Genomic DNA, 15,168 nt, shown 5'->3' on the forward strand with positions numbered 1-15,168 from the left:
CAGGGCACGTTTCATCGCCGCGCCATAACAATCCACTTTGGTCTGAACCAATTTTCCGCAGACCGTTGACCCCCTTTCCGGCGCGCAGTCCAATTCATCACCATGGCTCAAGACACACGAACAAAATCCGCTGCCTCGCCACGCGGGCGGTTCACGCTCCGTCGGCACCTGGTCGCGCTCACGGCGGCCGTCGCGCTGCTGCTCGGAGTCGTCGTCGTGGGCGTGAGCACGGCTATGACCGCGAGCGCAGCCCCGGGGACGGCGTCGAGCGGGACGATCGTCGGGAACAATTCAGGGCTCTGCCTGAGCGTGACCGGCGCCTCGGCGTCCCCGGGCGCCACGACTGACATCTACACGTGCAATGGCAGCGCCAGCGAGACGTGGACCGTCGAGCCGAACGGCACAATTGTCGGTAGCAATTCAGGGCTCTGTCTAAGCGTTAGCGGCAATTCCTCGGCAGTGAAGACCACCGCCGACATCAACACGTGCGACGGCGACGCCTACGAGCAGTGGACCGTTTCATCCAACGGAACGACGCTCACCGAGGGCGGCTCCGGCCTGTGCCTGAGCGTCACCGGGGCCTCCACCACGGCGAAGGCGACCGCCGATCTCTACACCTGCAACGGCAGCGCCAGCGAGAACTGGACGGCGTCGACCAGCGGCACTCCGGCCGCCGCGCCCGCCTTCGGTACCAATGTGCTGATCTTCAACACCTCGATGTCGACCTCGACGATCCAGAACGAGATCAACCAGGTCTACAGCACCGAGCAGTCGAACCAGTTCGGCACGCAGCGCTACGAGCTGATGTTCGAGCCGGGGACGTACAACGTGACCGTCCCAGTGGGCTTCTACACCGAGGTCGTCGGCCTCGGCCAGAACCCGACGCAGACCGTCATCACCGGCGGCGGTGTCTATACGGACGCGGCCTGGAACAGCGGTAACGCGACCGAGAACTTCTGGCGCGACGTCGAGAACGTCACCATCGACCCGTCCTCGGGCTCGACGGAGTGGGCCGCCTCGCAGGCCGCGCCGCTGCGTCGCGTCGAGATCGTCGGCAGCGCGGTGCTGGCCGACAACAACGGCTGGGCCAGCGGCGGCTTCATCGGCGACTCGGTCGTCACCGGGCAGGTCAACTCGGAGACGCAGCAGCAATACATCTCCCGCAATGACCAGTTCGGCAGCTGGACGAGTTCGAGTTGGAACATGGTCTACGTCGGCAGCACCGGCGTGCCGGCGCAGAGCTTCCCGAGCCCGCCGGACACCACTGCCAGCTCGACGCCGACGATCGACGAGAAGCCGTACGTCTATATCGACAGCTCAGGGAACTGGGACGTCTTCGTGCCCGGCAACAGCAGCAACAGGCAGGGCACCAGCTGGCACAACGGCAACACGCCGGGCACGTCGCTGCCGATCAGCGACTTCTACATCGCCACCCCGAGCGACACGGCCGCGACGATCAACTCGGCGCTGTCGTCCGGTAAGGATCTGCTGTTCACGCCGGGCGTCTACCAGATCAATGGCACCATCAACGTCAGCAACCCGGACGCCGTCGTGCTCGGCCTGGGCCTTGCCACGCTGGTATCGGACAACGGCAACCCGATCCTGGAGACGGCCGACGTCAACGGCATCCGCATCGGTGGTCTGATCTTCGACGCGGGTACTGCGAACTCTTCGGTACTCGTCCAGATCGGCCCGTCCGGATCCAGTGCCGGCCACGCCTCCGACCCGACCGTTCTCTCGGACGTCTTCGCCCGCATCGGCGGCGCCACCGTCGGTAAGGCGAGCCAGTCCCTCGTCGTGAACAGCAGCAACGTGATCGGCGACGACCTGTGGCTTTGGAGAGCCGACCACGGCAACAGCGGCACGGTCGGCTGGACGACTAACACCGCCGCGAACGGCCTGGTGGTCAACGGCGCCAACGTGACGATGTACGGGCTCGCCGTCGAGCACTATCAAGCCGTCCAGGTCCAGTGGAACGGCAACGGCGGCTCTGACTACTTCTTCCAGAGCGAAATGCCGTACGACGTACCGAACCAGTCGTCCTGGATGAACGGCTCCGCGGACGGCTATCCCTCGATCGCCGTGGCGAACTCCGTGAGCAGCTTCCAGGCCTACGGACTCGGCAGCTACTGCTTCTTCCACCAACCTGTGGTCAGCGCGAACGCGTTCACGTCGCCGACCACGTCGGGAGTGCAGTGGCATGACATGGTGACTATCGCGCTGAGCGGCAACACCGGCAGCATCCAGCACGTCGTCGACGGGACCGGAGGCGCCGTCAGCTCCAGCAACGAGAAGACGGATCTCACGAGCTACAGCTGATACTAGGTACGGCTCAATACCGCAACAGTTATCAGTTGTCTGCAAGCGCGGCGGCCAGCAGCGTCTCGGCCGCCGCGCGTGAGAACTCGTACGCGGAAGGGTCGCGGTCCATGCGGGCCGACAGACTGCCTCCGTCGTACAGCAGCTGCAACTGTCGGCCGAGGGTGACCGGGTCGGGTGCGCCGGCCTGCTCGGCGAGTTCAACGAGCAGCGCGCGGAGCCAGCCGCGATATTGGTCCGAGGCCTGCTCGACCTGGTCACCGGCGTGGGCCTCGGCATTGGCCCTGGCGAACGCGCAGCCGCGGAAGCCCTGTTCGGCGGCGAGCTCGCGCTGCGCGTCGAACACCGCGAGCAGTCGCTCGCGCGGCGTGTCGTGGCGCGCGACGTGGCTGGTGACGCGATCGGTGATCCGCCTGCCGCGCTGGTCGAGGTAGGCGCGGATCAGCGCCTCCTTGCTGCCGAAGGTGTTGTAGAGCGACGCCTTGGCCACGCCCGCGTGCTCGATCACGCGGTCGATGCCAACGGTGCGCACGCCCTCCTCGTAGAAGAGCTCATCGGCAGCCGCCAGCAGGCGCTCGCGAGCCGAGCTCCTGGTCTCGCTCCGTACCGTCATCGGAAACACCTCCTGAACAGACTGGCCTGTCTATTGTATCGCCGCAGGCCGGGTGGGGCGCAGCAGTTCGAACAGAGCCGGGGTCGCGAGCACGATCACGGCCGCCCCGTACTCGTACGCCGTCGTGACCAGGCCGCCACCGTGCACGACCAGGAATCCGGCGATCACGGCGGGAAGTCCCATGCCGAGGTACGAGACGACGTAGAGCAGGGATAGCACGCCCGACCGCTCGTGCGGCGCCGCCCGCGGGACCACGGTTCGGATGCCGCCCTGGAAGCCGCTGCCGAAGCCGACTCCGCTGATGACCGTGCCGACGAAGAACAGTGAGATGGAGCGGATGTCGAGGGCGAGGAGCGTGATCGCCACGCCGGTGATGAGGGCGAGGATTCCGGTGCGCATCACGGTCCGGGCCGCCGCGTGGCGCAGTGCGACGACCGCGACGACGGCCGGGCCCGCCAGCGCGGTCAGGCTCAGCGCGCCGAGGATGACCTCGGAGGATCCCGTCAGCGTGTGCACCAGCGCCGGGCCGAGCGCGCCGTAGAGGCCCGCCAGTGCCCAGACCGCGAAGAGTACGGGCGCGGCGACCAATACGGATCCGCGGAGCTCGCGCGGGAGGTGGATCTCGGGGACGAGCGTGGCCAGCGCGCCGGGCTTGGGAGTGACGGTCTCGCGCATGAACACGACCCCGAGCGCCTGAAGTGCGAGAACGCCGAGCAGCACCAGGTAGATCAGGTGGGTGGGTGCGGGCAGGTAGCGCACGAGGACGGCTGAGATGAGCGCGCCGCTGCCGGTACCCATGCCGGGTGAGACGGCGTTGGCGAACGTGCCGCGCTCTCGGTCGACGTCGAGCATGCCGGCGCCTATCGCGCCGAGCGCCGCTCCGGTGGACAAGCCCTGGATCACTCGCGCGGTCAGCAGCGCGGGCACGCCGTCCGCCGTCGCGAACACGACCAGGGACACGGCTTGCGCCGCGAGCGCGGCGAGCAGGATCGGTCGGCGGCCGAGGTGGTCGGAGAGCTTGCCGAGCGTCAGCAGCGAAACCAGCACGGCCAGCGCGTAAACGCCGAAGACGACGGTTGTGGTGATCGAACTGAAGCCCCAACGCCCCTGGTAGATAGCGTAGAGCGGGGTGGGCGCGCTGGACGAGGCGAGCAGCGTGACGACCAGCGAGGCGAGCAGCACGATGGCGGGCTGGCCGGACAGGCGCGGCATCCGGGACATCCGAGACGCCCCGGTGGCCCTGTTGAGCTGGGCGGATTCGACCGCGCCGACCGGGGCGGCTGCGTTGGTGGCCGTGTTCGTGGCCGTGCGGGTTGCGACGGTGGCCGCGAGCGGGAGGGGACGCACCTGGCCGTCCACCCAGGGGTGTCCGCGATACGCGCGGGCGGAGCCCGGCCTGGGCACAGCGGCTGTGTCGGTCATGATCGGCTCCTCGGTGGTTCGGAGACAGGTCTGTCTACCTCTGCCCCGAGATTAAACAGACAGGTCTGTCTAGTCAAGTCGGGAGGAACGCCGAGAGAACGCCCGCGGGCGGCCGGCTCACGATCACCAGCCGCCCGCGGGCATGCGCCGCGCTGTTCATGCGGCCCGGATCGGTCCCGGGTTCACGCCGTTAGACGACGCTGCCTGACCGACGCCACCGGATCACGCCGCGCGCTGGCTCCAACTCTCCGAACCGCTTCCGTTGCACGTGTACGTGTCGGCGGTCACGCCGTCGGAGGTTCCGGCACCCGTGACGCTCAGGCACAGGCCGGAGGCGACTCCGACGAGCGTGCCGCCGGGGGTGACGGTCCACTGCTGGTCGCTCGCACCGTTGCAGGGTTCGATCTGCACTCCGGCACGCAGGCCGCCGGTCGCGGAATCAGCCCCCTGAAGGCAGTCCCCCGACGCGCCGCCCACGACCGTGCCGTTGGATCGCAGGGTCCAGCTCTCGCTCGTGCTGCCGTCGCAAGTGAAGATGTCGGCCGTCGCACCGGCGGTCGTCGAGCCGCCGGTCACGCTGAGGCACTTGCCCGACGGGCCGCCGACCAGCGTCGTGTTCTCGGTGCCGGAGCCGCTGAAGGTGAGGATCTGCGCGCTGCCGGCCGGTACGGTCACGGTCACCGCGCTGCCGCCGACGTCGAATCCCGTGGGAACCGGAGCCGCGAGCGTGCCGTTGGACTGCACGGCCTGCCCGCCGAGGGTGATGCCGCTGGTCGCGGTCAGTCCGCTCGCGGCGAGGTTCACCTGGTTCGCCCAGCCGTAGGACGCGCCGAGGTCGAGCTGCACGGTCGTCGCCCCCGTGGTCGAGGGGTCGTCGACGTTGTCCAGCACGACGGTCATCGTTCCGTCGGAGTGCTCGATCGCGTAGGCGCGCACGTCCGCCCACACCGGGTTGCTCAGGTTCAGGAACTGGCCGGTCCCGGCGTCGCGCACGGCGGCCAGACCGTAGTACTCGGGCTGCGCCGCGAGCAGGCCTTCGGTCGCGTCCGTGGCCGTGGGGGCGCACATCGGCGTGTAGTACATGTACAGCGGTTTGGGGCTGCCGCACTGCTCGACCGTGCCGTGCATGTAGTCCCCTGCGACGCCCGCACGGGCCGTGACCAGCTGGTCGTCGATCTCCCAGAGCGCGGACGCGTAGACGTTACTCACGCCGGCCTGGCCTTCGCAGACCACGGAGTTACCCTCGTCGATCACGCCGGGCACGCCGAGTTGCGCGGCGGCCGCCGCGGACTCCTGCGCCACGGTCTGCTCGTTGTTGCGCACCGTCGTGCCGAGCAGCTGCGCGATCGTCGGACTTCCGCCGCAGGTCGAGGCGGTCAGCGGATAGTAGTGATTAGTCAGCTCGCTGACGGCGGGGCTCGACAGCTTCTTCTGCGCGGCGACGAAGGCCTGCTGGAAACTGCCGTTCGGGGCCCCGGCGGCATCAGTGCCCTCGATCGGCACGCCCGGCACCGCCTGCCGGATCGCCGCGACGTACGCCGCGAAATCCACAGGGTACTGCGACGGGTTGCTCTTGTACGTCGAGTACAGGTCGGGTTCGTTGCCGATCTCGACGGCCTCGAGCGAGGAACCAAGGTCCTGCTTCGCGTACTTCGCCTCGTCCGCGGCGCGCGCCGGATCGTACTGCTTCAGATTGACGCCGAGGATCACCTTCCAGCCGCCGGCCTTGGCCAGGCTCGCCAACGCGGTCAGGTCCGCGGGCGTGATGGTGCCCATCGACCAGGACGGCGCGGTCTCGCCCGTGGAGGTCCAGAAGGTCTCGTCCACGGTGTTGCCGCCGACCCGCATGACGGACGAGGGGCTGATCGTGTCGAGGTAGGTGGCCAGGTCGCCCGAGGCGAAGCCCGGCAGCGTCAAATCGTAGGCCTCGAAGGACAGGCCCTCGGAAGCGGAAGTCAGCGAGGTGCCGACAGCGGTCGGGCTGATCGCGATGACCGACGTCGCCGCGGCGGCAGGGGACGCGGCCGCGCCGTACAGCGTGCCCGCCGCAAGCACGCCGACCGAGCCCGCCGCGGTGAGCATCCGTGCGGCGCGACGGCGGAAAAGGGAGTATCGAGACATGGGTGCGTGGGCCTTTCGTGGGAATGCCCAGGATGTAAGGAAAGTTTCCTTCTTCGCATCGAGACAGTAGGTCCGCCGCAGAGCGCCGTCAATTCACATCGCGGACATTCTGGTTCCGAAACCGCCGGGGATTCGGTCCGCTCGTCCGGTTCGCTCGTTCGGTCCGCTCGCGCGGCTCCCTCGCCCGGATGGGGGCCTCGAGGATCGCCCGCCGTCGGCCGGGGGCACAGACTGGGAGGAACGCAATGCCCGCGACGAGGAGCCGACCATGCCGAGTGACGAGCGGGATCCGTTCGAGGAAGATCCGAAGCCGGAATTCGTGGAGGTCGACGAGGTCGACCTGGAGACGGCCTGGGACGGCGAGAGCAACGACCAGGTCCTGTGCCCCGGCTGCGAGCGGCCGCCCAAGGGCCGCTTCTCCGCGCGGGGCACGTCCGCCGACGGCCGACGATGGGTGGCGTTCGCCCCGTGCGGCCACGTCGTCGTCATGGCGCACTGGGCCGTGGCGTAGCGCGACGGCTTCGCTCGACGGAATCGCTCAACGGCCTTGCTCAACGGCCTCGCTCAACGCCTCTGCTCAACGGCTGCGCTCGACGGGTTCGCTCAGCGGGTTCGCTCAACTCCTCTCCTCTGCTCAGCGTCTCTGCTCAACGGCTTCGCTCGACGGCGTCGCTCAACGCCTCTCCTCAACGGCTGCGCTCAACGGCTTCCCGCCGCCCGCTGGATCTTCTCGCCCGCGCACCGGATACGCTGGCTCTCAACGACGGGAACTGATCCTCCCGCGGAAGCAGAGATCGAGCATGAGCAGCGAGGAGCCGCGTGTCGAACCGCTATCGCCCGGTGTGGGCGCCGGATGCCATCGACATCGAGACCCCGTCCGCGGCGAGGATGTACGACTACTTCCTCGGCGGCTCGCACAACTTCCCGGCCGACCGCGCGCTCGGCGACGAGGTCATCCGGGCGTTCCCGGACAGCCGCGAGCTGTGCCAGGCGAACCGGGCGTTCCTGCACCGGGCCTTGGCGGCACTGTGCGAGCTCGGCATCGACCAGTTCCTCGACCTCGGATCCGGGATACCGACCGTGAGCAACGTCCACGACGTGGTGCGCGAGGCCAACCCGGCGGCGCGCACCGTATACGTGGACGGCGACGCGGTGGCCTACGCGCACGGCCAGGCCCTGCTCGCCGATGTCCCCGAGGCCGTGTTCGTGCGCGAGGATCTGCGCGACCCCGCCGCTGTCCTGGGCAATCCGGAAGTCACCCGCGTGCTCGACTTCAGCCGCCCCGTCGCCGTGCTGCTGTTCTCCGTGCTGCACTTCGTATCGGACGACGACGACCCGAAGGCCTCCCTCGCCGCGTACCGCGAGGCCACCGTCCCCGGCTCCTACCTGGCGATCACCCACGGCACCGCCGACTACAAGCCCAAGGAAGCCAAGGACGCCCGCGACGTCTACGCCCGCTCCAGCCACCCCGTCACCTCGCGATCTCGCGCCGCGGTACTCGACCTCTTCGACGGCTACGACCTCCTCGACCCCGGCCTCACCGACGCCATCCTCTGGCGCCCGGACCCCCAAGCCCCGCCAGACCCCCTGAACGGCGACGTCGCCCGCTACTCCCTCTACGCCGCCGTGGGTCGCAAGCGATAGACGGCTTGGCCCGGGATCACGTCTGGTTCATCCCGCCTGGGACTAGGTAGGCCGTCAAGTCGTAGATCCCCACCACGTTGGCGATCGGGATGGCGCCGCGATTCGGGTCCTTGAGGTGGTTACCCGGCGGTCGGGTGGATGACCACGATGCCCTGGCGGTGCGGCTTATAGTTCCCAGCTATCAACTCATCGACAGTAATCTCTTACCTGGGGGCCAACGTCGGGTCCATTCAGTCCGAGGCGACGGTCAGCCGGTGTGTCACGGTGCCGCTCGTGCCGCCGATACCGCTGCCGCCGGCGGCTTACGTCGTGGAGGAGCAGCCCGCGAACGCCCCGCCCACCAGCGCTGAGGCTGCGGCGGTCAGCGTCGCCCGCCGAGTCACGTACGTGTTCATGACTGGAGCCCATCCGTTCAACAGAAGAGTGTCAGAAGCATGCTACGACGTGCTACGACAACCCGTTCAGTATCCGATCCGGCGGAAGATGCTGGCGCGCACGTGGATCGCCGCGGTATCGAGCGACTCGGACGCGGCTCGGACGCGACTCCGAACCAGTTCACGCACCCGAAAATCGGTTGGCACAGAGAAAACGGGAGCGCTAGCGTGCGTGGGTGAATCTTGAAACTGGGAAGGCCCTGCCTGCCGCGCCCGTTCCGCTCGATGCCGAACTCCACGTCGCTTACGACGCCTACATGGCCGAGGAGCCGGACTTGGCGCCGATGAGCCTCGAGCTGCTGCCGGGGATCCGCGCGGAGGTCGAAGCTGAGGTCGCGGCGCTCGGTGACCTCAGCCGTGGCGGGCGCTTCACCGTCTCCCAGCCGTCCGTGCCCGGCCTGGACGGGGACCCCGAGATCCCGCTGCTGATCTGCACGCCCGCCGACGCGCCCGCATCGCGGCCGCTCCTCTACTACATGCACGGCGGCGGCTACTTCTGCAACGATCACCGCACCGGTCTCGACCAGCTGCTCGAGACCGCCGAGCAGTTCGGGGCCACGCTGATCTCGATCGGCTACCGACTCGCCCCCGAGCACCCCTACCCCGCCCAGATCAACGACGCCTACACCGGCCTGCTGTGGGCCGCCGAGCACGCGGACGAACTCGGCATCGACCCGGAGCGCATCGTTATCACGGGAATCAGCGCCGGCGGCGGCCTTAGCGCCGCGCTCGCCCTGACCGTGCGCGACAAGGGCGGCCCGCGCCTGCTCGGCCAACTGCTGGTGTGCCCCATGCTCGACGACCGCAACGACAGCGCCTCGGCCATGCAGATGGACGGCGTCGATTTCTGGAACCGCAGCTTCAACGGTTTTGGCTGGAGCTCCCTACTCGGCGACGCCCAGGGCGGAGCGGACGTACCGCAATACGCCGCGCCCGCCCGCGCCACCGACCTGACCAGCCTGCCGCCCGCCTTCCTCGACGTCGGCTCCGCCGAGTGCCTGCGCGACGAGGTCCTCGCCTACGCCGCCCGAATCTGGCAGTCCGGCGGCAGAGCCGAACTACACGTGTGGCCCGGCGGAATCCACGCCTTCGACCGCGAAGTCCCCCAGGCCCGCATCAGCAAGTCCGCCATCGCCGCCCGCCACGACTGGCTAGACCGCCTCCTGGCCACCGACTGACCCCCCGTCCCGCCCGGCGGCAGTAGTCGGCGGCGGCGGTGACTCTCTGCTGACTTCCAGCATTGCCACGAAGCGGTGGTCGGCCGCGTGTCGGTGGAGGACTGTACTGACGACTGATTACCGGCGCGGACGCTAGAAGATTGTAACTTCCACCACGTAGACCGGCTGGGGAAAGACGTAGTACTGATCTCTCTGAATTACGGGAGTCTCTTCGGTATTGCCCCTAGCGTCCAAGTAGATAACCTGAACCACGTTATTTCCAGTGTAGAATTCATAAACTCTGTCAAGGCTGACGTAAGACGTGCCGGCATTGGCGAAGCATGTGTCGGATAGGCCAGAGCCGACGACGGGAACGAGGATGGTGTAACCGGCGGAAATGGGATCAACGCCGCAGTTCACGATGCTGATCGCGGGAGACGCCGTAGCCGCCTGTGCCGACATGGGGAGAAGCGCGGACGTGGACATGACCGCCGCGGTCAATCCAAGTAGTGCCTTGATGCGAATGGCCATGAGATATACCCTCTCCGGGTTTCCGGCAGAATTACGGCGGCAGCCAAGTTTCCGGCGTTACTCGCGCCCGGCGGAAAGAAGGCCGCCGATCGTATTCTGCCGACAGGAGTTTGACGTTATTCAGACAATAGCCCCGATACACCGATCCCTGCGAATCCTTCGCGCAGACTCTGCCCGTTCAACCACTCCACTCGGCACGTATGGTCAGACTGCTCGTGTATGAGGGCGCCGACGTTACGGGATTGCGCTCGGTGCCAGGCGCAGGGTGGGCGGGGCGCGGGCCCCCAGCCCACCCACGGGCACCGGATAGAGCGGCACGAGGCAGCAGGCTCGGCTTCACATCTGCTACTGCGTCAGGAGCCGACCGGAGGAGCGGGCCCGTGCGGGCCGATCATCGGATCGGCCCGCACTTGCGCACGACTTAGCTCAGCCTGCGGTGAGGGTGAAGTCGTCGGCGTAGATGGTGCCCTGGGAGTACCAGCCGTGGATGTAGACCGTCACGGCGCCGGAGGAGCCGGTGGTGAAGGTCAGGGAGAGCTTGTTCCACGAGCTCGAGGAGCTCCAGGTGTCGGTGGTCGCGCCGCCGGAGACGCCTATGAAGGCGTAGTTGCCTTCGACGTAGCCGCTGAGGGTGTAGGACGTGTTCGGCTGCAGCGTGACCGCCTGGTCGCATTCGCCGGTGGCGCTGCCGGTCGGGGACTCTTGGAGGGCGTACTTGCCGGAGTGCACGGTCGTGGTCTGGACGGCGTCGCCGGACTGGCAGGTCCAAGGGCTGAGGCTGCCGGTCTCGAAGTTGCCGTTGGCGAGCGAGCCGCCACCGCCGGTGGTTCCACCGGTGACGGTCAGCGTGTAGGTCGTCGTCGCGGAGGCCGACGGTCCGGTGCCGGTGATCGTGATCGGATAGGTGCCGCTCGCGGTGGATGAGCTGGTCGCGAAGGTCACTGTGGACGAGTTGCCGGCGGTGACCGAGCTGGGGTTGAAGGACACTGTTACGCCCGACGGGGCTCCGCTCGCGCTCAGCGCCACCGATTGTGCCGAGCCCGACGTCACCTTCGTGCTCACCGTCGCCGTCGTGCTCGAACCCGCCGCGACGGATGCCGAGCTCGGGGACGCGGAGACCGAGAAGCTGTTGGTCGGAGTGGTCGAGCCGCTGGTGAAGGGGGCGAACTTGTTGCTGAAGTACCACGTGGACTGGGATATCCCGGAGCACGAGTCGGAGCCGCCGGTGCCCGGACAGCCGCCGTTGTCCCGCTCCAGCGCCCAGAACGACAGGGTGCTGATGCCCTTCGACTCGGCCCAGGTGAGCACGGTGGACGCGTCGGCCTCGGTGAAGGTCTCGGCGGCGCCGTAGTCGTCGATGCCGACCATCTCGGTGATGCCGATCATGCCCCACAGCTGGGCGGACGTGTCGCTCGGGTAGAGCGACTGCAGCTGGCTGTAGAGGCCCTGGCCGGCCGACTCGGTGTCGGTGGCCATCTCCTGCGTCGTGCCGATGTAGTAGTCGAACGTCATGATATTCACAACGCTGACCGTGGCGCCCGCGGACTTCGCGTTCTGCAGGATGCTGACCTCGCCCGAGGTGAGGCCGGTGTTCGTCGTGGGCATCGTGTACGAGAACTGAATCGAGCGGTTGTTGGCCGCGGCCCACGACTCGACCTGGGCCACCGCCTGGTTGCGGCGGGTGTAGCCGGCCGTGTTGGTCAGCGAGTTGTCCTCGATGTCGAGGTCGATCCGGGAGACGTTGTAGGTGGTGATCACGCTCTCGTACGCGGCGGCGATCGAGTTGACGTTGGTGCAGCTGTCGGCGATGTCGGTCCCGTCGTGGTCGGCCGCGTAGCCGCCGAAGCTCGGGATGATGTTGCCGCCGTTGGCCTGCATGGTCGCGAAGTCGCTGCCCCAGGTCGAGGCGGCGATCGGCTGGCTGCTGGAGCCGTTCCAGTAGGCGGTGCAGGAGCCGGCCGAGGCGGTCTGCAGGAACGCGGCCGTCAGGTACTTGTCGCCGGACGCCTGGGACTCGGCGAGCGGGTCGTCCCCGCTGTAGGCCTCCCAGTACGGGGCGAATACGTGCGCGGGCAGCGGCGTGTTCACGGTCGCGGCCGAGGCGCCGCCGGCCGTGAGCACGGTCAGGCCGGCCGAGGCGGCGGCCAGGAGGAATGCTGAGCAGGCTGTCGCCAGGGCTTTGCGGCGTGGTCGGAGCATGGGCCTCTCCCGAGCGGATGGTGGGACAGAAGGAGGGGTGCTGACACCGGCCGGTGTGAGGCAAATGATTGGACTAGACCATCGAGTTGTCAAGAAACCTTACTCAGCTTTCGTCGTTAGTGGCTTCGTGAAGAGCGAGACGTTCACTGGTTCAGTCGAGCTGCACGCGTCGTACGAGGCGTGTGCGGCCGAGGTGCGGCAGTTCCTTCCGGCGGTGTGGGCCGCGGTTGAGGTGCTGCCTGCCGAGGTCAGGCCCCATATGCACGCGCTGCATGCCTTCGCGTCGCGGAGCGATCGGATCGCGGACGAGGGCGAGCCTGCGGAGCGCGAGCGACGTCTGGCGCGGTGGACTGCCGAGACGATGGCGGATCTGCGCGGCGGGGGCGGGGGACGCGGCGGAGGCGGCGAGGGTGACGAACGCGCCGGAGGTGACGGCGACGGCAGTGACGGTGACGGGGGTGACGAACGCGGCGGACGCGGCGTAGTCACCGGAGCCAGCGGAGCCAGCAGAGCCAGCCGACTCAGCGACCATCCGCTGCGGCGGGCCTTGGTCGATACGGCGCGGAGGTGGGACCTGGACCGTGCGGCGTTCGAGGAGTTCCTCGACGGCATGCGGGCTGACTGCGCGTCGGCTCCGGAGTTCGAGACGTTCGCGGACCTGCGGCGGTATCTGCGCGGGATCAGCGGGGTGATCGCGGAGCTTTGGGGGCCGCTGCTGGGGTTGGGCAGGGAGCAGGCGGCGGAACTGTCGGCCGTCGGTGAGGTTTTTCAGTTTGTGGATGTACTTGAGGATCTTCCTATTGATCTCAGGGCTGGACGGTGTTATCTGCCGCGGGGCGATCTACGTCGGCTGGGGTTGGGAGTTGAGGACTTGCAGCGGGATGAGCGGCGTGCGGCGCTGGACGAGCTGGTGGGGATTCAGCTCTCGCATGGTCGTGAGCTCTTGGAGCGGGCGGTTCCGGCGGTCGAGCTCGTGGCGAGCGACTACCAGCCGTTTCTGCAGACCGTGATCCTCGGCGCGCAGGTGCAGTTCGACGAGGTCGAACTCCTGCGTTCTCGGGCGCTGATCAAAGGGGTCGCGCCGCTGACGTCCACCACTGCCCGTGAGGGGGTCCCGAGGCTGCTGGACGTGGGCCCGGTTCCCGACCACGTGGCGGTGATCATGGATGGCAATCGGCGGTGGGCCGCGCAACGCGGTTTGCCGACCGCGCGCGGGCATCGTGCCGGGGAGTGGGCCGTGGCGCGCACGGTGCACGCCGCACTGCGGCTGGGTGTGCGGCATCTGACCGTGTACGCGTTCTCCACGGAGAACTGGAACCGCTCCCCCGATGAGCTGGCCGCCTTGTTCGAGACGATGGCCGGCGCCATGGCCCGGTGTGCCGAGTGGCTGCATGAGCGCGACGTACGGGTGCGCTGGTGCGGACGCCGAGATCGTCTCGATGAGTCGCTCGTCGCCCCGCTGGCGCTGGTGGAGAGTATGACATCGAACAACACGGCGCTGACGCTGACCTTGTGTCTCGACTACGGCGGGCGGGACGAGCTGGCCGCCGCCGCACGGGCGTTGGCGGCCGAGGCGGTCGCGGGGAAGATCCGCCCGGAGGAGATCGGCCCCGCCGACCTCGCCCGGCATCTCTACGTGCCCGAACTTCCGGACGTCGACCTGCTGATCCGCACCTCCGGCGAGCAGCGGATCAGCAACTTCCTGCCGTGGCAGCTCTCTTACGCGGAGCTGATCTTCGATCCCGCGCCCTGGCCGGAGTTCGGCCTGGTCAAGCTGCGCGGCGCCGTCGCCACGTACGCGCAGCGCCGGCGCAGCTTCGGTGGAGATCCGGTCACGCCGTCGGCGGGTGGTACACGCCCTCCGCGGTCAGATGCGCAAGTACCGTGTCAGCGGTGATCGGCGGGGCGCCGAGCACGGCGGTGTAGACATCCAGTGCTTCGCCGGTGGGTCGCAGCGGCACGTCGGCGAGCCGGACCTTCATCGGCTTTCCGGGCGGCACGCTCTCCGTCGTCAGCACGCCTTCGGCCAGCCCGCAGCGGACGGCCGCATCGTGCCCGGCGCTGACGCCGTTCACCAGGCACTTCCCGGCGGCCAGCTCGCTGCGCAGGTCGCTGCTCAGCTCGGTCAGCGTTACGCTGCCGTTCGCCGTGCGGACCACGATCCCGCCTTCGAGAGCGCCGTCGCCCTGGGCCTTCGGCAGCTCGGTCAGCGACGGGTCGCCGGCCCCGGATCGGACCGGGAAGCGCACGCCGGGCCCGCTGGCGTCGGTCACCAGGCGCGCAGGCGCCACCGCCTCGACGACCGCGCCGAACTTCTCCAGCTGGGTCTGGGCCTCCTGCGTCCAGCGGACCTCGACCCAGCCGTCCGAGATCGAACCGAGCTTGCCCGGCGCGGCGTCGGCGGACGCGGTACCGGTGAACCTGGTCAGCAGGGGCGCCGCGAGGGCCGCACCCAGAGCACTTCGTCGCGTCGTGTTCATGTATGCATATCCGTTCTTATTCAGTCCGTGGCGAACAGTCCCGGGATCGATCTTCCAGCACGATGACGTGCGTTGATCGTCGACCCGGCGGGAGTATCGCCCGACTGGGTGAGGCAGTACGCTCCCGGCAAGACCTGGGGAGGGAAACCGCTGGCGGACTTCCCGGGGGCCACGCCGGGTCCCTGAGACCACGGAATCTCGGCGTCGTCGCGCACGACGATATGTGGTGGGGGGGGTTTTGCCGCCCC

11 protein-coding genes are annotated in these 15,168 nt (G+C 68.2%); 5 read left to right on the top strand and 6 right to left on the bottom strand.

Annotated features, from left to right (window positions below; genetic code table 11):
* Positions 1–102: 102 nt before the first annotated feature.
* The gene (locus VG296_RS09585) at positions 103–2,319 is read left to right on the top strand and encodes an RICIN domain-containing protein (RefSeq protein ID WP_325565263.1); all 2,217 of its coding nucleotides are present in this window, start codon (positions 103–105) and stop codon (positions 2,317–2,319) included.
* Positions 2,320–2,350: 31 nt separating this feature from the next.
* On the opposite strand, the gene VG296_RS09590 is transcribed toward VG296_RS09585, so the two are convergent.
* From VG296_RS09590 to VG296_RS09600, 3 genes are all read right to left on the bottom strand, one after another.
* Positions 2,351–2,932: a TetR/AcrR family transcriptional regulator gene (locus VG296_RS09590; protein WP_325565265.1), complete on the bottom strand. Its 582-nt coding sequence runs from the start codon at positions 2,930–2,932 to the stop codon at positions 2,351–2,353.
* Positions 2,933–2,962: 30 nt separating this feature from the next.
* Positions 2,963–4,354 carry an MFS transporter gene (locus VG296_RS09595; protein ID WP_325565267.1) on the bottom strand — a complete coding sequence of 464 codons (1,392 nt, stop codon included), beginning with the start codon at positions 4,352–4,354 and terminating at the stop codon, positions 2,963–2,965.
* A 222-nt stretch (positions 4,355–4,576) separates the two neighbouring features.
* Positions 4,577–6,475, bottom strand: coding sequence for a glycosyl hydrolase family protein (locus VG296_RS09600; RefSeq protein WP_325565269.1), 1,899 nt, complete (start codon positions 6,473–6,475; stop codon positions 4,577–4,579).
* A 268-nt stretch (positions 6,476–6,743) separates the two neighbouring features.
* Here VG296_RS09600 and VG296_RS09605 point away from each other — a divergent pair, with 268 nt between their 5' ends.
* From VG296_RS09605 to VG296_RS09615, 3 genes are all read left to right on the top strand, one after another.
* On the top strand, positions 6,744–6,986 hold the full coding sequence (locus VG296_RS09605; RefSeq protein WP_325565271.1) for a hypothetical protein: 243 nt from the start codon (positions 6,744–6,746) through the stop codon (positions 6,984–6,986).
* 308 nt (positions 6,987–7,294) lie between these two features.
* Positions 7,295–8,119, top strand: coding sequence for an SAM-dependent methyltransferase (locus tag VG296_RS09610; protein ID WP_325565273.1), 825 nt, complete (start codon positions 7,295–7,297; stop codon positions 8,117–8,119).
* 610 nt (positions 8,120–8,729) lie between these two features.
* Complete coding sequence (locus VG296_RS09615) at positions 8,730–9,731, top strand: alpha/beta hydrolase (RefSeq protein WP_325565274.1); 1,002 nt, start codon at positions 8,730–8,732, stop codon at positions 9,729–9,731.
* 132 nt (positions 9,732–9,863) lie between these two features.
* On the opposite strand, the gene VG296_RS09620 is transcribed toward VG296_RS09615, so the two are convergent.
* Both VG296_RS09620 and VG296_RS09625 read right to left on the bottom strand, forming a co-directional pair.
* The gene (locus VG296_RS09620) at positions 9,864–10,241 is read right to left on the bottom strand and encodes a beta/gamma crystallin domain-containing protein (RefSeq protein WP_325565275.1); all 378 of its coding nucleotides are present in this window, start codon (positions 10,239–10,241) and stop codon (positions 9,864–9,866) included.
* A gap of 426 nt (positions 10,242–10,667) precedes the next feature.
* Complete coding sequence (locus VG296_RS09625; protein WP_325565276.1) at positions 10,668–12,440, bottom strand: carbohydrate binding domain-containing protein; 1,773 nt, start codon at positions 12,438–12,440, stop codon at positions 10,668–10,670.
* Between the two features lie 37 nt (positions 12,441–12,477).
* Between VG296_RS09625 and uppS the strand changes: the two genes are divergently transcribed.
* Entirely contained in the window at positions 12,478–14,337 is a 1,860-nt protein-coding gene (gene uppS / locus VG296_RS09630) for a polyprenyl diphosphate synthase (protein ID WP_325565277.1), read from the top strand.
* Here the strand turns inward: uppS and VG296_RS09635 are convergent.
* A complete protein-coding gene (locus tag VG296_RS09635) occupies positions 14,273–14,920 on the bottom strand; it encodes a hypothetical protein (protein WP_325565278.1) in 648 nt (215 codons plus the stop codon). The two genes, uppS and VG296_RS09635, sit on opposite strands and share 65 nt — an antisense overlap.
* Between the last annotated feature and the right edge of the window lie 248 nt (positions 14,921–15,168).

Origin of the sequence: Actinospica sp. (assembly GCF_035552695.1) — a bacterium.
Taxonomy (GTDB): domain Bacteria; phylum Actinomycetota; class Actinomycetes; order Streptomycetales; family Catenulisporaceae; genus Actinospica.

What these genes read in the sequence shown, in the direction of transcription:
- VG296_RS09585 (WP_325565263.1), top strand. Translation starts at nt 103, where the DNA reads ATGGCTCAAGACACACGAACAAAATCCGCTGCCTCGCCACGCGGGCGG.
- VG296_RS09590 (WP_325565265.1), bottom strand. Translation starts at nt 2,932, where the DNA reads ATGACGGTACGGAGCGAGACCAGGAGCTCGGCTCGCGAGCGCCTGCTG.
- VG296_RS09595 (WP_325565267.1), bottom strand. Translation starts at nt 4,354, where the DNA reads ATGACCGACACAGCCGCTGTGCCCAGGCCGGGCTCCGCCCGCGCGTAT.
- VG296_RS09600 (WP_325565269.1), bottom strand. Translation starts at nt 6,475, where the DNA reads ATGTCTCGATACTCCCTTTTCCGCCGTCGCGCCGCACGGATGCTCACC.
- VG296_RS09605 (WP_325565271.1), top strand. Translation starts at nt 6,744, where the DNA reads ATGCCGAGTGACGAGCGGGATCCGTTCGAGGAAGATCCGAAGCCGGAA.
- VG296_RS09620 (WP_325565275.1), bottom strand. Translation starts at nt 10,241, where the DNA reads ATGGCCATTCGCATCAAGGCACTACTTGGATTGACCGCGGCGGTCATG.
- VG296_RS09625 (WP_325565276.1), bottom strand. Translation starts at nt 12,440, where the DNA reads ATGCTCCGACCACGCCGCAAAGCCCTGGCGACAGCCTGCTCAGCATTC.
- VG296_RS09635 (WP_325565278.1), bottom strand. Translation starts at nt 14,920, where the DNA reads ATGAACACGACGCGACGAAGTGCTCTGGGTGCGGCCCTCGCGGCGCCC.